This is a genomic window from Comamonas testosteroni (genome assembly GCF_030505195.1).
Taxonomy (GTDB): Bacteria; Pseudomonadota; Gammaproteobacteria; order Burkholderiales; family Burkholderiaceae_C; genus Comamonas; species Comamonas testosteroni_G.
Window position 1 is genome coordinate 5,129,912 of the sequence record NZ_CP129672.1, and the last position, 17,369, is coordinate 5,147,280.

Genomic DNA, 17,369 nt, shown 5'->3' on the forward strand with positions numbered 1-17,369 from the left:
CCTGGCCGTGGGCCGTGCGCTGGCTCTGTTGCGTGACGAGGGAGTTCTCATCAGAGGAGCATCTGCTGCCGTTGATGGTGGTGGTCGTGGGGGGGGCGAGCAAGACCAGGCCCGCCGCGTTTACTTTGAAGAGACCTTCATGGGCTCGGCCACGCTGTCCAGCTACTGCCTTGAGGCCGGGGCGTAGCCAGGAGCTCCGCTTATTCCTGCTCGTCCAGCGGTCCATTCAAAAATTCTTCCCTGTCATCGTCAATCGAGTCAGCGGCCGCTTGAAGATAGGCTGAGAAGCTGGGGGCAATCCAGCAGATCTGGTCGGGGTCGTGCACATAGGCAATGATCTGGCCGCGCTGTCCTTCAGGACCGGGATGATGATCGGCCATTAGCACGATGTCGCCATAGAAGCTGGCAAACGGCTGCCAGCCGGCGTGCCACCAACGTCCGCTCAGACGAGGGTCCTGGGATGCGGGGCCGGCCAGATCCCACATGCGCTGGGCCCGATTTTCCATGCGCAGTGCCAGGGCGATGGCCTGCGGTGGCGTGAGAAGGTCCAGTGCATCCACAAAGCCTGGCCGCTGAAACAGGGGCTGGGTGCTGTCGGCGCTGCTGCCTGCAGTCAGGCGCCAGAATGCGGCCAGATCGGTATCCAGAGGCCCCAGCGCGGCAGCCAAAGCTGCCAGATCCTGTTCGCTGGCCGGCGGCATGGGGTGAAAGCTTAGCTGGAATGCGGCATACACAGCCTGCAAATGCGCAAGATATTGGTCAGGTGTCATGGCGGCAGGCGCAGTACTCCGAGGTAAGAGAGTTGGACAGCGAAGTCGGGCTGGCAGCGGGTGTTGGGGAGTGACTGTCTGGATACACAGTGTGGCTCTTTAGATTCTCAGTGTAGTGAATCCGCAGTCTTTACTTCATGCCAGCACTCCTTGCGCCAGAGGCAGCCATGGTGTTGCTTTGGCCCGTTGAATCCACAAGCCAACACAGACGCTCTCTCTCTCTCTCTTCTGCAAGGATGGAAGGCATGAGGTTGGAGGGCGGTTTGCCTTCAACCTATAAATATCTTGTAAAATCAAACGGATACATGAATTTTTCTCAGATTTCCAAACTTCCGACCTCGCGAAGCGTTGGAAGTGAAAATTTGGCTTTTTAAGGTACATCTCAAAGTAAAGTGCCCAGCTCATTGAGGGGTGAGTATCTTTAAAAGTGATGTATCCGATCTTTAAAACAAGGATCGTTGTCTTCGCTCTGGCAAATCAACAAGGGCGGGATGAATCCCGCCCTTGTTAGGTGAGTTGCTGTCAGCGCCAATGAAGTGCTTTAGCCCTGTTCGCTTTTGACCAGCCTATTCACTTGTAGGCACGAAAAACAGGTACTCACCCGGCCCCATCTGCGGGGTAATCACATAGCCTTCGCACTGCCTGTCCTTGCATTTCACAGGGATAGCGCGAGGCCATATCGTTGCTGCAGTCGGATAGCCAGGCAGGTACTGCGGCACATGCCAGACACCATAGTCCCCCACTGGCTCGGCTTGCTGCGATCCAGTCGCGCCTTGCTCACCACTTCCGAAGATCTGACGCTGAATGCTCAACGGTTCATTGATGGCCCTGGAGTCGGGCGCAGCCAATGTCGAGGCGCAACATAGTGCCATCGCTAAAAGAGCTAGAGTCTTGCCCATAGCGGCCTCCTAGATTAGGAATCACTCCTGCTAGTTTTCATACAGCTGTGCCGTACGCGAATCATCCGTCACAGAGGTGATAGCCGTGGGGCGAGTGACTTCAGGTGCAAAGCTTGACTGAGCCTCTGAGGGAGGTGCAGCAGGATTCGGGCTGCCTTGTGCCGACGCATCCGGGCCGTAGTTGTTGCGGCGCTCGTCTGCAGTCATGGATTGCGGGCATTTCGAGCCCGTGATCTCCAGTGCCACGCGAGCGGCGGGATCCATGCAGTCCATTGCCAGCGAGGCGGCCTTCATGCCCTTGTTCCAGAGCTCACGGCTCATTTTCAGGCGCTTGCAATGCTCGTCCGTCCAGGTGGTGCCGAAGCTCACGCCAAAGCCAGGGCCGTTGGCACTGCCGCTGCTGCTGCCCATGCAGGTGTCATTGCTGGTCGTGAGGTTGGGCCCGTTCACACTGGGAACGTTCTTCATGGTGTAAGTACCTGTGTACTCCACAATGTTTTTGGACGTCCCGGACACCGTGTTGTTCAGGTTCTGCGTGGTCGTTCCGGTTGTTGTTATTTTTTGATCGGAAGTTGAAGTGGATCTGCTATCCATCGTGGATACAGATCGACTTTCCGCCGGAGCAGCAACCGGATTGACAATGGTGACAGACTGATTCTGTTGTGCTCCTACGGAAGAGGAATTAGAGGAGCTTTGCGCGCTGCTGTCGGCACTTTGCGCATAACTGCACAAAGGAACGCAAAGACTTAACAGAGCTATTGAGAGTTTCATGCTTGGCTCCTATGTCGCCCGAGCCTGGTCAGCCAGGCCCGGGACAAACACAGCTATCCAGGGACAGCTTCCTTAGTTGGCATTGGCAGCAGAGCCCGCACCGGCAGTACCGGAGGTGCCACCACCGTTGGAGAAGTAGCCAGCGTTACCCCAGGAGCCGGCATTTTGGTGGACGGTACCCACAGAGCCTGCGTTGGATGTGGTGTTGGTCAGTGCGCCCCAAGGTGAGGAAACGGCTCCCGATGTGGCGTTGTAGCCAGATGTGGTGCCAGCATTGCTGTTCACATAAGACAGTCCGCCGCCAGGGCCCGCGCCGGTTGCGACGACGTTGCCGGTGTGCGAAGTGGCTGCGCCACCAGCGCTTCCGCTGACGGGGCCCGCGTTATAACCCGCTGCCGCTGCAGAACCAGCGTTGGCATTGGTCGCTGCGCCACCACCGGCAACTGCGTTGCCCGAGGTTGCCGAAAGGCTCTTCACGTTACCGAAGGTCGTTGCGCTACCACCGGCAGTTGCACCACCGGCACCGAAAGGACCAATAGCGAAGCCGCCACCAGCAGCATTGGCATTGGAAGTCGCACCAGAGGTGGCACTATTTGAACTCAGCGCGGCACCGTTGCCCGAGCTGGCCGCACCCGACACCGTGCCAGAAGATGCGCTCGACGTCGTGTTTGTTGCCGCAATGCTTGAGCTGCTCACTGCAGCAGAGGCAACACCAGTCAACGCAATAACCGCCATGGCAATCAGAGACTTTTTCATGATCATTCCTTTAAGTAGCGAGTTCAAAGACAACTGAGACTATGTGAGCTAGAGACCAGTGCTAGGTATTAAGCAAGGGCCAGTTTTAACCGTCTTCAAGCTCTGGATTCTTTGGTTACTTTCCAAAACATGATTTCGGTAGGTGCAGTTTCAAAAAATGTCTGATAAACAGTAATACCCTGTTTGAAAATATTTTCTGCCAAATAAAATCAACAAAAAATATGCTTTGAGCCTTGTTTTCTATAGATGGTGCGCTATTGAATAAATAGCGTTTGTTGGAAAATTCCTACAGTGTTAGAAAAAGTAATCTTTAATTCAATTAGATTTTCTTCTTGTGTCTCGAAAGTAGAGGGTTTTTATCTATTTTTCATAGTGATTCTGAAATAAATACCTAGTTATTGCGTGAATAAATGTAAAATTATTAACTATCTTATTCCTTATTGATTTTCAATAGATTTTTACCAGCGTCAATTTTATTTTTCAGGAGGTTTTTCTCACTTTTCAATACACAGACGGGTGTCACATGTACCTCTCCGACTCGCCCAAGGGACCGTACCTTGATGCAGGCAGCACTGAAGTCACCTCCTCTGTTCTGGGGTACACGTGGCCATCCGACATGAAAGGTCAGAAGAACCAACCAGTTCGGGTTTTTTTAGCAGATGAAGACAGGCACATCAGGAGCGTGATTGCGCAGGAGCTTATGCGTGACCCCCGGACGATCCTGGTCGGGCAGGCTTCCAGCTACCGAGAAGCGCGCAAGGGCATCTTGGCGGAGGAGTTCGATGTGCTTCTCGTTGACTTGTCTCTTAGCGAAGGACAAGGGGCAGATTTGCTGGAGTTGGTCCAATTGAGAATGCCCAACGTGTTGAGCATCGCTATTTCCTTCAGTGAAAAAGAAGAAACTGCTATAGATGCTTTCAAGAAAGGTGTTGTGGGATACTTGTTAAAAAGTTCATGGTTTGGAAGTTATTCGCAGGCTGTTCTGGAAGTGGCTAATGGTGGCGCCTCCATATCTCCGACTGTTGCGAAGAAAATTCTTCCAAAAATATTTAAGTACTCTGAATTCGAGGAAAGTCCTATTGACCATAAGAAACTCGAGAAGCTGACCGATCGGGAAAAAGAAGTCTTACGATTGATTGCTCAAGGAAAAAGAACCCATGAGATTGGGGATTACATGAAAATCAGTGCGTTGACTGTATCAACGCATGTAAAAAATATCTATCGGAAGATGCAGGTCAGGACCAGGGCTCAGGCCGTTAGGTATGCGGTAATGAAAGGCATCATTTAAGTTAATCAACGATCAAATCGTTGAGCGGCAAGGCTTGTTTGAGACATTCAACGAGTGTGCCGAACTGATCTGTGAGGTCTCGGCCGAATGAAATCAGCCGTGACTAAAAGCCTCTGCTCACGTAGCGCAGGGCAAGGTGTTAAGAGATATTGACCACCGTGTTCGGATACCACTCGGCAATCGTCATTGCCGCGTGTGCATGTGCCAGTCGCCAGTGGTCTTCTGACGTGCTGCCAGGTTGATCGGGCAGCTCGATATGTCGGTCGGCAGCCCGGATAGCAACCCATAGACCTCTGCCCCAGCCGTTGTTAAGCGGTGGCTTATGGAGTGCAGGCGAAGTAATCACAATCACTCTCTTGCCGGCCGCTCGTGCGTAGCCGACTTCAACCAAGGTTCCATAGGCCTGCAGGTCTTCTAGATACGCCACAACGACATCCGCCCGTGAAATGCCTTGAAGAGCACCACGATATGTGGCGTTCCGGGTCTTATCGAGCGAAGCAGAAGTGGCTTCGTGCATGTATCCATGGCGGGTTTCCTGGGCTTTCCACGGCCCTGAGTACATGAACCTCGTGCGCGTTCCATGAAAGACCATTTCTTGCGGCGGTGAGATCAGTATGTCTTCAGCTCCGGGTTCACCGAGAGTATTGGACTTGGAGACGTCGAAGATTCGCCAGCAGTGGATATCGCTGTCCTGCTTCCTATTGCCTTCAGCTGTACCCATTTGGCCCGCCATGTAGATGAGAGGGAGTGTGAGATTGGCTTGGCGAGTTGCTGTTTTAGTCTGCAGCCAGTTTTCAATATCCACTTCGAACCAGCCAACGCTTCTGTTGCTCATCGGCGTGGGATGAGGGAACTTGTCCTGCCGCAAGAGCTTGTAGAGCATCGATCTTGATAACGCCGTACGCTCCAACACCTCATCCATAGAGATGACATGCTTGTTGAAGCGTGAGGTGCTCTCGCTAGACATATGGCCTCTGGAACTCGAACGTTCAATGTGTGATGTAGTTAGCCGATGTAATAAGTATTGATCATTGGCAAAGGCTATTAATGTAGGTGAGACCCTGAATTTAATGTCGAATGCGAACGATTTGTATTTCTGTGAGGTGTGGCCTAATCAAGCCTTCATCTCTTGCCCCGTCACGTCTGACCGCTTCGGGGCGGTGCAGATGACTGCCGGGTCTGCCTAGCGCAGAGCCGCACCAATGCACTCAATGCAGCAGTCACTCGGAAGCACACTGCGGCTGGAGCAGTACGAGCTGATGGCAAGAAAGGTCAAGGAAATCAAAGGCAAAGCCGTCATCAGCATCAATGACCATCCTGCTGTCTGGGAATGCTTTAAAGACTTTGAAACTGGACTACACGGTCGGCGGTGGTGCGAACCGGGTGGAGCGTGGTGAGCTGGTGATTTATAGCTGGGCCAGGAGTGAGGAGCTAGCGGGGCTGTTTTAGGGGGAATGGCCGACTGTAGTCGCTCTGGATTCAATCGATCGATGCAACGCATTCGTTAAACATCTCCGCCGGGGTTCTTTACCCCAAGGTCTTTCTGGGCCGCTCGTTTAATTTTCTTGCAATCGCATCCAATTCATCTTGCGAGTAGCCAGAGATGTCGATGCCCTTGGGTAGGTACTGCCTGAGTAGCCCATTGGTGTTCTCGTTCGTTCCGCGCTGCCATGGGTTTTGTGGATCGCAGAAGTAGACCTGGATGTCGGTGGCCACAGTGAATCGTTTGTGCCCCGCCATTTCCGATCCTCGATCCCAGGTCAAGGAACGATAGAGCTCTTGCGGCAAGGTCTGCGCATGCCTGGCCAGCGCCGCAGCGACGGTGTAGGAGTCTTTGTCAACCAGCTTGACCAGCATCACGTAGCGCGTGTGCCGCTCCACCAAAGTTGCAATCTAGCTGTAGTCATCGCCAAACAACAGATCGCCCTCCCAATGGCCCGGCACTGCTCGATCCTCTATGCAGGCTGGGCGCTCGCTAATGGGCAGATCCGGCCATGGATCGGCGTCTTCTGGGTGTAATGGCGTGAGCGACGCATTCCTCTGGTGCGCCGCAAATGCTCCAGAAGCTCTTTCTTCAAGGCTCCGCGTGTTTGGGCGAAGAGCGTGCGATAGATGGCTTCGTGAGACACCTGCATATCCTTTGCGCCCGGGTAAGTTCGTTTGAGACATCCTGCTATTTGCTCAGGTGACCATTGACTCTGCAATTTACCCGCCACGATCTGTGCCAACGCAGGATTGCAGGCCAACTTGCACATCTTTGGGCGACGTGCCCGCCCCCAGGCTGCCTCATCTGCTTTTGTAGCTCGGTAGCAGGTTTTGCCGCCATTGCGTAGGAGTTCTCGGCTGATGGTGGATGCTGCTCGCTTCAAGCGCCTGGCAACGCAGCGGATGGATTCACCTGCGGCCAAGCTGCGCGATATCTCCTCGCGCTCGCCCAGAGACAGCGCCAAACGAGATCGGCGTCTCGCAGGTGGCCGAATGCCGCCCGTCAAACTCAGGATGGCGTGAATGGAGGTGTGCGGTCGGTTAAACAGCTTGCCGATCTCGTGCAGGGTATCGCCAGCTTTCCAGCGCTCCCACATCAGTGCCTTCTGAGCTTCGGTGTAGTAAATCCGCGGTCTTTGCTTCATGCCAACACTCCTTGCGCCAGTGGCGGTCATTGTGTTGCATTGACCAGTTGAATCCACAGTCGAACAGCGACAGTCGCAGATCGGCCAAATTCGGTCAGTCGACAAGGGCAGCCCAGTAGGCAGACTCTCTGCTCAACTATCTAGTCGAACGGGTTTGCTAGATGCGTACAGGCGAAATCGCAGAAAGCGAACACCTTCAATGTCTAGTTCACCATCTGGCTGAAATCCCAGTCTGAAAATCCCTTTAATTCTAGTTCTTGAGGGGGGAAGCAAAATTGTGAAGGAGTCCAGTCCCAAGCTAGTGAATGCACGTTTCACAATCTCTAGATAAATGGCTTTCCCATTCCCCCAAAACTGAGGATGGAGCACCAAAGCTAGGTCAGCATCACCTTCCTCATACTGCAATCCACCCCAGCCAGCAAAGTGCTGATCAATTACAAACGCCCATGGCCCATAGCCGTGTTGCTGCCACTGGGCATCTTTTTGTTGAACCCATTCATTTGCTTTCACTAGGTCGAAATTTGCACTTCCAAGCGGCATTTGCCGTAGCACATCAGGATTGTTGTTCAGAGAAATGATGTCAGCTAGGTCAACTTCAGTGAGTCGCTTAAATTCCAAAATCATGCTTAACCTATATCTGGTCGTCTATCAATCAGATGCAAAGCATATCAAAGCGGTGATTGCTGAACGCTTTGCCTGTATCTGACCGGCAGCTTAGGGTCGAGGCTGTGTGGAAACTCAAAAACTTCATCAACATCTCAGCCAATGAATCGACAGAGTCCCCGTATTTCAGGATGTCGAAGACTTTTCCAGCCAAGAACGATCTGAACCCGCCCAATCGGGCATTCAGGCCTTTTTTGCTCTAATTTCACCGCGTAAAAAGGGCTCATCCGCCCACCAGACGCATCGCGGCCATTGTTCTCTCAAACCCAAGAATGCAAAGCACTCGCTTGAATCGACCCGGATTCCCGAGACACTTTTGAGCCGTTGGGAATAGCGTCTCTCGAACTCCACCGGCGAAGTGCCGCCGGCGGTGCAGTGACGCCGCTTGAGGTTATAGATCATCTCGATATAGTTGAATACATCGGCTCGCGCATCGCTGCGGGTCGCATAGACCTGCCGGCGGATGCGCTCACGTTTGAGCAATTGGAAGAAGCTTTCGACCACGGCGTTGTCGTGGACGTTGCCTCGCCTGCTCATGCTGCTAACCAAGTTGTGCTCCCGCAGGAACGTCTGCCACTCGTGCCCGGTGAACTGACAGGCCTGATCTGAAGGCGCCATGACTGGTTTCTGTGGCTGCGGGTGTTGACCCATCAAAGCCCAGCGAGAGCAGGTCCAGTTCTTCAACGAATGCATCGACAATGCGCACCGGATTGTCTGCACCCACAAAGTCATCGAGACACTCGGGCAGCAAGGTCACTTGCTCGCGGGTCTGGCCTTCGATGAATCGCTTCATGGGTCACTTCGCTAAAACCGGGTGTTTTGATTTTAATTTTTGAAAATTGTCGAACCAAGCGTTTTTACACAGCCTCGGCTAGAAGCGGTTGTCGAAAGCTCGTGACTGAGCTTGTTCAGAGCCATCGCTTTTCGATGAAATCAGTAATCGAGTAAATCTGATTTAGTAGCTTTTGTCCTATCACTGCACTTACGATTTGCTGTACGCCATGAACGTATGGAGAGTCGCCAACTACTCTCGATTCCATCTCGATTTGGCACGAGCCGTCATTGATTCTGATTTGATGAAGGGCATGCCGACCCAGATGCTCTTCGTGAATGTTTAACTCATCTTTTTGGATCGCTGTATCACGAACTGAAGCAATCTTGTCTAAAGGAATGTTCAATGCGTTGGCTATAGAAACAGCAGTGCCTGGAACAGACTTCTTAGATGCTTGGTGGGATTCCGTTAGCTTTATGTCATAGCCGCTGAACAAGCTGCCTGAGCATTCCAACATATGCATAAATTTAAGCATGAGGATGTTGGTGTTTGGGCATAGCACAACTGGAAAGCAGACATCAACGGACTCAATTGCGGAACCCGTGGACAGTTCAATCAGTACGGAGGATGTGCGGGAGCAGAAAGTGGAAATTGTTTGCAACTCACGTCCAGAGCCCGCATGAATAACGATGCTCTTTTCATTCGAAATCGGCTCGCTATGCCAGGGAAGAATTGCCTGTCCCTCTTTAGAAGTGAGAGATTTCAACAATTCAGAACCAAGTTTTCCTGTACCGGCCACAAAGACTTGCATGAAATAGATCTACCCGTTCAAGCACTATTGATGTACTGCATCGTATCGTGAAAATGATGCCCCGAATGACCGCAAGGGGGTCGCCTCCTGCCGCTGCTGTAGGCCGAAAAGTCCACTGGCCGATACATTTATCGCCGGAGCTCGCTCGGTCTGTTGGCGTCAAAACAACACATTTGTGGTGCTGTCCCTTGCCAAGTTGTCAGCCTTGGTGACAAAGCCTGTGCTACTTTGTGCCAAAGATCGCGCAAATTTGTGCCATAGGCCGCGCAACGCAACTCACAAAAGTGGGGGAGTGCTTGTTTTGGCACAGGCGACGGCTATGGAAAATTTTGGGTTCGGTAATGTTGATGCGGACTTACAAGCGATTTTCGGAGTCTGAAGTGGCTCGCCCACTTTGGCACCAAGTGGACTTCTAGGGCGCAGCAAACGGCCAAAGTGGGCCTTGCGTGGGATATGCCAGTTCGCGCGACGCTCGGGCCTTTTCTTGACTTCACGAGGGGTTGCGACCATCGGTCAGCTGTTTAAAGCATCTGTACCTCACCGCTTTAAGTTGGGCGCTCGGAAGTTGGGCGGTGCTCTGCGCCCAAGTTCACATTTCTCTGTTTATTCAACAGGTTGGAGCTCCCCCCTCAAACTCAGGGGGAGCACGCCCAACTTGTATCAACTTGGGCGTGCATTCGGCGTTGCCTGATGACCTCGCGATGACACCTGGGACGTTCTCATGGTCATTAAAACAATAATTCAACAGTTGATGTATTATGGGGTCATGCAAGAAGCAAACGTCATCCGCTCACTCTCCGCTTTGGCCCATGAGGCCCGATTGCGCGTATTTCGCGCCCTTGTGGTGGCCGGTCCCGAGGGCCTGACACCTAGTGCGTTAGCTGAGCAGCTAGGCATCGCGCCGAACGCGCTGTCCTTTCATTTGAAAGAGCTTTTTCATGCCGACCTGGTCAGTCAGGAGCGGCAGGGCCGAAATGTGCTCTACCGCGCGGCCTTCCCCGTGATGAACGATTTGTTGGCATATCTCACGGAGAACTGCTGCCAGGGCGCGGTTTGTACCAATGACGCTGCTGCGTCATGCCAGTGCTAAGCGTCGCTGCGACCTTTTTCTATCCCTAAGTCCGCTGCTAAAACCATGTCTGACAACAAAGCTCCCCTGAACGTCTTGTTCCTGTGCACTCACAACTCGGCACGCAGCATCTTGGCCGAGGCCTTGCTCAACGATATGGGCCAAGGCCGTTTTAAAGCCTATTCGGCAGGCAGCAGCCCCCGAGAGAATCAGCAACCCAATCCGCTGGGATTGCAAGTGCTGCAAAAGGCCGGCGTCTCTGTGGATGGTTTGCGCAGCAAGAGCTGGGATGAATTTGCCGTGCTTGGCGCGCCGCGCATGGATCTGATCATCACCGTGTGCGACAACGCCGCTGGTGAAGTCTGTCCGTTCTGGCCTGGTCATCCAGCCACAGCGCATTGGGGCTACTCGGACCCCTCGGAAGGCGAAGCCTCTGACGAAGCAAAGCTCGAAGCCTTCCGACAGACGATGCACATGATTCATCGCCGCCTGGAGCTATTGGTGAACCTCCCGGCGCACAAGCTGGAGCAGGCTGTGTTGCAGTCCACGGCACGTGAACTCTCTTCGCACTGAAGACCGATAGTTCAATTGCGATCCAGATACCGAGTCTGGATTGCAGCACCAAGCTTCACTGACGTCCTCGCGTTGTGGGCGGCATTGATGCTGACTCATAGCTTTTTCTAGGACCTATACGTCATGTTGACGGCCATCCTGATTTTCATCTTCACTCTGACGCTGGTTATCTGGCAGCCACGCGGTCTTGGCATTGGCTGGAGCGCCTCTATTGGGGCCGGTATCGCGCTGCTGCTGGGAGTCGTGCACTTAGCTGATATTCCGGTGGTCTGGCATATCGTCTGGAATGCCACGGCGACCTTTGTCGCCGTCATCATCATCAGCCTTTTGCTGGATGAAGCCGGTTTCTTCGAGTGGGCTGCATTGCACTTTGCCCGCTGGGGTGGCGGCAGCGGAGTCAAGCTGTTTGCTTTCATCGTGCTGCTAGGTGCCGCCGTTTCGGCCCTGTTTGCCAATGACGGAGCCGCGCTGATTCTCACGCCCATCGTGATGGCCATGTTGGTGGCGCTGGGCTTTTCTCCGGCAGCCACGCTGGCGTTTGTCATGGCTGCCGGTTTTATTGCCGACACTGCAAGCCTGCCGCTGATCGTCTCCAATCTGGTGAATATCGTCTCCGCTGACTTTTTCAAGATCGGCTTCAACGACTACGCATCGGTGATGGTGCCGGTCAACATCGCCTCGGTCCTGGCCAGCCTCGGTGTGCTGCTGCTGTTTTTCCGCCGCGATATTCCTGCCACCTACGACGTGGCCCAGCTCAAACAGCCGTCGGCTGCGATCAAGGATGTGGCCACCTTCCAGGCTGGCTGGGTCGTGCTGGTCTTGCTTCTGGTCGGCTTCTTCGCGCTGGAGCCTCTGGGCGTCCCTGTCAGTGCTGTGGCCGCTGTGGGGGCCGCTATCTTGCTGGCGGTGGCTGCGCGTGGCCATGTCATCAGCACCAGGAAGGTGCTCCATGGCGCTCCGTGGCAGATCGTGGTGTTCTCGCTGGGTATGTATCTGGTGGTCTACGGGCTGCGCAACGCGGGCCTCACGGACTACATCGCCATGTTGCTGAATCAGTTTGCAGCCGGTGGCGTGTGGACCGCATCGCTGGGCACGGGCGTGCTGTCTGCGGTGCTGTCTTCCATCATGAACAACATGCCCACGGTCTTGATCGGAGCACTGTCCATCGATGCATCCACGGCCAGCGGTGCGGTCAAGGAGGCCATGGTCTACGCCAATGTGATTGGCTGCGATCTCGGCCCCAAGATCACGCCGATTGGCAGCCTGGCCACGCTCCTTTGGCTGCATGTGCTCGCCAAGAAGGGCACAACCATTGGCTGGGGCTACTACTTCAAAGTTGGTGCAGTGCTAACCATGCCCGTGCTGCTCATCACACTTGCAGCGCTGGCCTTGCGGCTCAGCGTGACGTCATGAACCTTTCCAACGGAAATCTAGCGCTATGAGCGACATCACGATTTACCACAACCCTGCTTGCGGTACCTCTCGCAATGTTCTGGCCCTGATCCGCAACAGCGGGGAAGAGCCTAAGGTCATTGAGTACCTCAAGACGCCTCCTGATCGCGCCACCCTGGTGGGCCTGATCCAAGCCATGGGCATGCCCGTGCGCGAAGTGTTGCGCCAAAAAGGCACACCCTATGAGGAGCTCGGGCTGGGTGATCCCAAATGGACGGACGAGCAGTTGATTGATTTCATGCTCCAGCACCCCATCCTGATTAATAGGCCGATAGTGGTCACCCCCCTGGGAACCCGCTTGTGCCGTCCCTCGGAAGCCGTGCTGGACATCCTCCCTCAGCCGCAACAGGCTGCCTTTTCCAAGGAGGACGGCGAAACCGTTATTGACTCGAAAGGAAACCGAATTGGCAAGCGCTGATCTACCGAATCTCGACGAACAAGTCTTTGAAAAGCCCAGCTTGGAAGGCCTTTTGCCCGCACAGCGTGCGACGCACGCGCCGCGAATTCTGCTGCTGTATGGCTCGGTTCGTGACCGCTCCTATAGCCGCCTGTTGACCGAAGAAGCCGCGCGCCTGCTGCGCAAGATGGGGGCCGAGACCAGGATCTTCGATCCGCGTGACCTGCCTCAGCCCGATGGTGCCCCTGACGATCACCCAAAGGTCAAGGAACTGCGTGAGCTGGCTGTGTGGGCCGAGGGTATGGTCTGGACGTCCCCTGAGCGTCATGGCGCGATGAGCAGCATCCTCAAAGCGCAGATAGACTGGATTCCTTTGTCCGCTGGTGCCGTGCGACCGACGCAAGGCAAGACACTGGCAGTGATGCAAGTCTCTGGCGGCTCGCAGTCGTTCAATGCGGTCAACCAGATGCGTGTGTTAGGTCGCTGGATGCGCATGATCACTATCCCGAATCAGTCGTCCGTTGCCAAGGCATTTGCCGAGTTCGATGAGGCTGGCCGGATGAAGCCCTCTTCGTATTACGAGAGGGTGGTGGATGTGATGGAAGAGCTGGTCAAGTTCACGCTGCTGACGCGAGACTGTTCGGACTACCTGGTGGATCGCTATAGCGAGCGCCGTGAAAGTGCTGAAGAACTGTCCAAACGGGTCAACCAACGCAGCATTTAAGCGATCCACATTGCACTTATTGCTAGTGCAGGGGGAGTGGCAGTGATAGGAACTAAACCATGTCTTTCCATGACGTAATCATTGTTGGAGCGGGTCAGGCAGGCCTATCGGTGGCGTATTTCCTGCGCCGAACCAATCTGTCAGTGTTGCTGCTGGATGCCGAGGAGGCTGGTGGTGGAGCCTGGCAGCATGGATGGGGTTCGCTGAGGCTTTTTTCTCCCGCCTCGTGGAGTTCCATCGCGGGATGGCCGATGCCTCCTTCAGGTGAGCAGTATCCAGGTCGTGACCATGTGGTCGACTATCTTCGCAAGTACGAACAACGCTATGAACTCAAGATCGAGAGGCCGGTTCGTGTTACGGGTATTGAGCCCACTGAGCAAGGCTTCCAGGTCAATGCTGGAGCGAGAACCTGGCATTCGCGTGCAGTTGTATTGGCCACGGGAACATGGCGAAATCCCTTTGTCCCCAACGCTGAAGGTTTGACGTCCTTCAAGGGACCACAGTTGCACTCAGCTCAGTACGTATCACCTGAGCCCTTCAAAGGAAAGAGGGTGATGGTGGTCGGTGGAGGAAACTCTGGCGCACAGATCCTGGCGGAGGTCTCGCTTGTTGCGCAGTCTACGACCTGGGTCACGCTGGAGCCTCCAGCCTTTTTACCGGACGAGGTCGATGGGCGAGTACTCTTCGAGAGGGCTACGGCACGCTGGCAGGCCCTACAGGAGGGTAAAGATCCAGAGAGCCTGCCAGGTGGCTTTGGCGATATCGTGATGGTCCCCCCTGTCCTTGACGCACGCCAGCGCGGCGTGCTGCATTCTGTCGGCTCATTTGAGAAGCTCACGGCGGACGGGGCTCAATGGGGCGACGGAAGTACCAAGCCCTTCGACGCGATCATCTGGTGTACCGGCTTCAGGTCAGCGTTGCAGCCTCTGGAGACTCTTGGCGTTGTCAACGAATTCAGAGTCGCGGTAGACGGCACAAAGGTGCGTAGCGTCCCTGGTTTATGGCTTGTGGGCTACGGGGAGTGGACCGGGCCTGCGTCGGCCACACTCATTGGTGTCATGCGTACGGCACGCAGCAGCGCCTTAGAGATTGAGCAGTTTCTGTCTGCAGTGACCAATTGAGCGACTTCAAGAAAAAAGCCCAGTCTTTGGCAGGCTGGGCTTTTTTGGGGGAAGGTGCGGGGTTTAGAACAGGGCCTTTTGTCGTCTGTCTGGTGGAGCGGATACGTCCAGCATGGCAACGATCCTAACGACCTGACCTTCCGTGAGACCATACTCGGCAGCGATCTACCGAGCTGTCTTGTTGGTCGCGTACTCTGCTGCAATCCGCGCATTGCGCACGGCCTGGAGCGCTCTTTCCGCTTTTGGCAGTTGAAAATGAGGCAGTCCTCCATATTCCCCCGCCAGCTTTAAAAGCGCGTCAATGCCAATCACTGCGGCATAGGGGTGATCTTCGGTGGCTCGCTCTAGCGTTGGAAAGTACACCCGCAGCCCACCCCATTTCTGAATCAGCGCCATGGTGGCCTGCAGACCTACTAGGCGCTCAAACTCTTGCAGTAGGGGCGGCAGCAGGTCGATGGGAACGGTAAAAGTCTGGGTCATTTCACCTGTGCCTGACGCTTGGCTCGGTCCAGCATGGACTTCAGTGCCTCAATGACCGTGCTGGCCTGGGCGGTTGGCAGAAACTTCACATCAGACACCTCAGTGCCAATGGTTCAGGCCACAACGGCGAGTAGGGCGGCAGGACTGCCGTCGCGCAGACCGCCTGCCTCATCGAGCTTCTTCCAGAGCCACTTGATCTTCTCGGGCTGACCAAAGGGCATGAAGTTGCTGGACTTGGGCTGGAAGCCCAGCCGGGCCATGTGAGGCAGTACCCTGGCACGACCCGCTGCGTCCAGATCCGCAGAGCTGGCCGCCCCCGTGATTTCGACCAGGTGGAAGCGGTAGTCATCCTCCGTCCAGCCAAGGGCCGTGCGCCCCTGATGGATGTGGCCCAGCTCACGGCGGCGCTGATCTTTTGCAGCAAAAGGAGAGGTGAGCAACAAAGCGGGTCATGCCGCCTCCTTTAAACGTCCGTAGGGCCGATGGCTTTCTTGATGCTGCAGCTCAAGACATGGCCGTTTCCGAGATTGATGTCCAGGGTGTTGCCGTTCTGGCAGTTCAGACCGATGACCGTGCGCAGGGTGAAGTCCACGATCCTGGTGGTCTGCACCAGAGGCAACGACTGCGCGCCCTCGCTGGTGCACACGGAGTGAGCGACATCGGCGGTAGAAGCAAAGCGGGTAGTCGTCATGCGGCAGCCAGATCCAGGTTGATGGCGCCATAAGCGCCGGTGGCTTCATTGCGCTTGTAAAAGCGGATAGCGACCCTGCGCAGTTCCTGGCCAACGTCAATGGCGTGGCGTTCAAGCTGCGCATGGAGCGCACCAGCCGCGACCGCAGATTCTTGCCTCAGGAGCGCTGGTCAGTCTCCGGGCGCGGCCTTGCCGCAGTCCTGGCAGAGCCTTTGGCAAAGTCCATCTCTTTCGGCAGCCCGAATCAGACGTTGACGGCCCAGCAACTGGCTGCCCAAGTGCTCAAGGTCAACGGCGTCTCCATTGGCTGGGGGATCGACTGGCAGTTGGAGGACTGGCAAGTGCCTGCCGGAGCCTGGGCTCTACAGGGCAGCTATATGGATGCCATCAACGATATCGCGGCGGCGGCTGGCGGCTATGTGCGGCCCCATAACACCGACCAGGTGTTGCGCATCCTGCCCAAGTACCCCGCCGCACCTTGGCATTGGTGTGATGTGGTGCCGGATTTTGAGATCCCAGAGGCAGCGCCAGAGGTCGAAGGCACGAAATCCTGGACAAGCCCGACTACAACCGGGTGTTTGTCGGTGGCATGAGCGCGGGTGTGTTTGGGCCCATCACTCGGGCCGGAACCGCTGGCGATCTGATTGCGCCCCAGGTCACGCATGCCTTGATTACGGACTCCACGGTGCATAGACAGCGAGGCCTGGCTGAGCTTGCCGACACGGGCCGCCAGGCGCTGGTTTCACTATCCATGCAGGTACTGCCCGAGACCGGCGTGATCCTGCCGGGGCAGTTTGTCCGTTATCGCGGCAATGAGAAGGTTCAAGGCATCGTGCGTTCAACCGCTGTCAGTTGGGCCGCCCCCAAGCTGCATCAGACGCTGTAGGTAGAAACCCATGCCTAACCTCTACAAGCAGTTCATGGAGCTGCAGTCGCCCAAGCCTTTGCTGGTGGGCACGGTGGCATTTGTGGTCAACGGGATCGCGACGATCGATCTGCAGGTGGAGGACGCCTGCAGGTGCGAGGCCCGGCTCAAGCTGACCAGCGCGTGTTTGTGCGTGGTGGAGAGATTGAGGGCGAGGCTCCAGGCCTCACCTATACAGAAGGGGTGGTGTAGTTGCCAGACCTTGAGATGCTGTTGGGGCAACAAGTAAAAAGTGGCCACTAGGGCCACTTTTAAATCGCAAACTGCGAACGATCTTGATCTTTGATCCAGTTCGGAGGCTTTCCTCGGCCTGTCCATGTTTGACCCGTGGCGGGGTCGCGGTATTTAGGGGCCACAGAGCCTGTCTCGCGCTTTTGTTTTTGCTTGGCGGTAGGGAATACATCGTCCTGTGTCAGGCCGAAAGCCTCGACCAAGTCCTTGATTGTTTGCACCGCGCCTGCGACTTCGGCTTTTCGAGCGGCAGCAATCTGCAGCTCAAGAGCTTCGCGTTGCGCCAACAATTCCTTGTACGAATGTGTACTCATTTAATAGAGGTCCGCTGTAAATATTTGAGATA

General features: G+C 55.2%; 22 protein-coding genes and 3 pseudogenes. 11 read left to right on the plus strand and 14 right to left on the minus strand.

What is annotated here, in order from left to right; translation table 11 throughout:
• Nucleotides 1–200 precede the first annotated feature (200 nt).
• The 4 genes from QYQ99_RS23650 to QYQ99_RS23665 form a co-directional block, all read right to left on the minus strand.
• Nucleotides 201–770 (minus strand): SMI1/KNR4 family protein, encoded by a 570-nt coding sequence (locus QYQ99_RS23650; RefSeq protein WP_302090281.1) that lies wholly within the window; start codon nucleotides 768–770, stop codon nucleotides 201–203.
• 566 nt (nucleotides 771–1,336) lie between these two features.
• Complete coding sequence (locus QYQ99_RS23655) at nucleotides 1,337–1,669, minus strand: hypothetical protein (RefSeq protein ID WP_302090282.1); 333 nt, start codon at nucleotides 1,667–1,669, stop codon at nucleotides 1,337–1,339.
• Nucleotides 1,670–1,699: 30 nt separating this feature from the next.
• The gene (locus tag QYQ99_RS23660) at nucleotides 1,700–2,137 is read right to left on the minus strand and encodes a hypothetical protein (RefSeq protein ID WP_302090283.1); all 438 of its coding nucleotides are present in this window, start codon (nucleotides 2,135–2,137) and stop codon (nucleotides 1,700–1,702) included.
• A gap of 375 nt (nucleotides 2,138–2,512) precedes the next feature.
• Nucleotides 2,513–3,196, minus strand: a complete 684-nt coding sequence (locus QYQ99_RS23665; RefSeq protein ID WP_302090284.1) for a hypothetical protein — start codon at nucleotides 3,194–3,196, stop codon at nucleotides 2,513–2,515.
• A 523-nt stretch (nucleotides 3,197–3,719) separates the two neighbouring features.
• On the opposite strand from QYQ99_RS23665, the gene QYQ99_RS23670 reads away from it, so the two are divergent.
• Nucleotides 3,720–4,484, plus strand: coding sequence for a response regulator transcription factor (locus QYQ99_RS23670; RefSeq protein WP_302090285.1), 765 nt, complete (start codon nucleotides 3,720–3,722; stop codon nucleotides 4,482–4,484).
• Between the two features lie 139 nt (nucleotides 4,485–4,623).
• Here QYQ99_RS23670 and QYQ99_RS23675 read toward each other — a convergent pair whose 3' ends face one another.
• Entirely contained in the window at nucleotides 4,624–5,451 is an 828-nt protein-coding gene (locus QYQ99_RS23675; protein ID WP_302090286.1) for an AlpA family phage regulatory protein, read from the minus strand.
• Between the two features lie 341 nt (nucleotides 5,452–5,792).
• Between QYQ99_RS23675 and QYQ99_RS23680 the strand changes: the two genes are divergently transcribed.
• Nucleotides 5,793–5,933 carry a hypothetical protein gene (locus QYQ99_RS23680; protein ID WP_302090287.1) on the plus strand — a complete coding sequence of 47 codons (141 nt, stop codon included), beginning with the start codon at nucleotides 5,793–5,795 and terminating at the stop codon, nucleotides 5,931–5,933.
• A gap of 78 nt (nucleotides 5,934–6,011) precedes the next feature.
• On the opposite strand, the pseudogene QYQ99_RS23685 reads toward QYQ99_RS23680, so the two are convergent.
• From QYQ99_RS23685 to QYQ99_RS23705, 5 genes and pseudogenes are all read right to left on the minus strand, one after another.
• Nucleotides 6,012–7,114 (minus strand): annotated as a pseudogene (locus QYQ99_RS23685) (IS30 family transposase).
• Between the two features lie 132 nt (nucleotides 7,115–7,246).
• The gene (locus tag QYQ99_RS23690; protein WP_302090288.1) at nucleotides 7,247–7,738 is read right to left on the minus strand and encodes a GNAT family N-acetyltransferase; all 492 of its coding nucleotides are present in this window, start codon (nucleotides 7,736–7,738) and stop codon (nucleotides 7,247–7,249) included.
• Between the two features lie 348 nt (nucleotides 7,739–8,086).
• Nucleotides 8,087–8,413: pseudogene (locus tag QYQ99_RS23695) on the minus strand (IS3 family transposase); the annotation flags it as partial.
• Nucleotides 8,406–8,570 (minus strand): annotated as a pseudogene (locus tag QYQ99_RS23700) (IS5/IS1182 family transposase); the annotation flags it as partial. The pseudogenes QYQ99_RS23700 and QYQ99_RS23695, both read right to left, overlap by 8 nt.
• A 115-nt stretch (nucleotides 8,571–8,685) precedes the next feature.
• Nucleotides 8,686–9,360: a dihydrodipicolinate reductase C-terminal domain-containing protein gene (locus QYQ99_RS23705; protein ID WP_302090289.1), complete on the minus strand. Its 675-nt coding sequence runs from the start codon at nucleotides 9,358–9,360 to the stop codon at nucleotides 8,686–8,688.
• Between the two features lie 766 nt (nucleotides 9,361–10,126).
• Here QYQ99_RS23705 and QYQ99_RS23710 point away from each other — a divergent pair.
• From QYQ99_RS23710 to QYQ99_RS23735, 6 genes are all read left to right on the plus strand, one after another.
• Nucleotides 10,127–10,450 carry an ArsR/SmtB family transcription factor gene (locus tag QYQ99_RS23710; RefSeq protein WP_302093253.1) on the plus strand — a complete coding sequence of 108 codons (324 nt, stop codon included), beginning with the start codon at nucleotides 10,127–10,129 and terminating at the stop codon, nucleotides 10,448–10,450.
• Between the two features lie 45 nt (nucleotides 10,451–10,495).
• Nucleotides 10,496–11,002 (plus strand): arsenate reductase ArsC, encoded by a 507-nt coding sequence (locus tag QYQ99_RS23715; RefSeq protein WP_302090290.1) that lies wholly within the window; start codon nucleotides 10,496–10,498, stop codon nucleotides 11,000–11,002.
• A gap of 123 nt (nucleotides 11,003–11,125) precedes the next feature.
• Nucleotides 11,126–12,415, plus strand: a complete 1,290-nt coding sequence (locus tag QYQ99_RS23720) for an arsenic transporter (protein ID WP_302090291.1) — start codon at nucleotides 11,126–11,128, stop codon at nucleotides 12,413–12,415.
• Between the two features lie 25 nt (nucleotides 12,416–12,440).
• Nucleotides 12,441–12,872, plus strand: coding sequence for an arsenate reductase (glutaredoxin) (arsC, locus tag QYQ99_RS23725; RefSeq protein WP_302090292.1), 432 nt, complete (start codon nucleotides 12,441–12,443; stop codon nucleotides 12,870–12,872).
• On the plus strand, nucleotides 12,859–13,575 hold the full coding sequence (gene arsH / locus QYQ99_RS23730; RefSeq protein ID WP_302090293.1) for an arsenical resistance protein ArsH: 717 nt from the start codon (nucleotides 12,859–12,861) through the stop codon (nucleotides 13,573–13,575). Before arsC ends, arsH begins: the two co-directional genes overlap by 14 nt.
• Nucleotides 13,576–13,634: 59 nt before the next feature.
• Nucleotides 13,635–14,696, plus strand: coding sequence for an ArsO family NAD(P)H-dependent flavin-containing monooxygenase (locus QYQ99_RS23735; protein WP_302090294.1), 1,062 nt, complete (start codon nucleotides 13,635–13,637; stop codon nucleotides 14,694–14,696).
• Between the two features lie 165 nt (nucleotides 14,697–14,861).
• Here QYQ99_RS23735 and QYQ99_RS23740 read toward each other — a convergent pair whose 3' ends face one another.
• The 3 genes from QYQ99_RS23740 to QYQ99_RS23750 form a co-directional block, all read right to left on the minus strand.
• Nucleotides 14,862–15,176 carry a hypothetical protein gene (locus tag QYQ99_RS23740; protein ID WP_302090295.1) on the minus strand — a complete coding sequence of 105 codons (315 nt, stop codon included), beginning with the start codon at nucleotides 15,174–15,176 and terminating at the stop codon, nucleotides 14,862–14,864.
• A 113-nt stretch (nucleotides 15,177–15,289) separates the two neighbouring features.
• Nucleotides 15,290–15,619: a phage protein GemA/Gp16 family protein gene (locus tag QYQ99_RS23745; RefSeq protein ID WP_302090296.1), complete on the minus strand. Its 330-nt coding sequence runs from the start codon at nucleotides 15,617–15,619 to the stop codon at nucleotides 15,290–15,292.
• 20 nt (nucleotides 15,620–15,639) lie between these two features.
• Nucleotides 15,640–15,867: a hypothetical protein gene (locus tag QYQ99_RS23750; protein WP_302090297.1), complete on the minus strand. Its 228-nt coding sequence runs from the start codon at nucleotides 15,865–15,867 to the stop codon at nucleotides 15,640–15,642.
• 104 nt (nucleotides 15,868–15,971) lie between these two features.
• Between QYQ99_RS23750 and QYQ99_RS23755 the strand changes: the two genes are divergently transcribed.
• From QYQ99_RS23755 to QYQ99_RS23765, 3 genes are read left to right on the plus strand one after another with little or no spacing between them, the layout of a single operon-like run.
• Nucleotides 15,972–16,460 carry a hypothetical protein gene (locus QYQ99_RS23755; protein WP_302090298.1) on the plus strand — a complete coding sequence of 163 codons (489 nt, stop codon included), beginning with the start codon at nucleotides 15,972–15,974 and terminating at the stop codon, nucleotides 16,458–16,460.
• A gap of 8 nt (nucleotides 16,461–16,468) precedes the next feature.
• The gene (locus QYQ99_RS23760) at nucleotides 16,469–16,753 is read left to right on the plus strand and encodes a hypothetical protein (RefSeq protein WP_302090299.1); all 285 of its coding nucleotides are present in this window, start codon (nucleotides 16,469–16,471) and stop codon (nucleotides 16,751–16,753) included.
• A 10-nt stretch (nucleotides 16,754–16,763) separates the two neighbouring features.
• Nucleotides 16,764–17,021: a hypothetical protein gene (locus QYQ99_RS23765; RefSeq protein ID WP_302090300.1), complete on the plus strand. Its 258-nt coding sequence runs from the start codon at nucleotides 16,764–16,766 to the stop codon at nucleotides 17,019–17,021.
• Nucleotides 17,022–17,043: 22 nt separating this feature from the next.
• Here QYQ99_RS23765 and QYQ99_RS23770 read toward each other — a convergent pair whose 3' ends face one another.
• Nucleotides 17,044–17,337, minus strand: coding sequence for an H-NS histone family protein (locus tag QYQ99_RS23770; RefSeq protein WP_302090301.1), 294 nt, complete (start codon nucleotides 17,335–17,337; stop codon nucleotides 17,044–17,046).
• Nucleotides 17,338–17,369 lie beyond the last annotated feature (32 nt).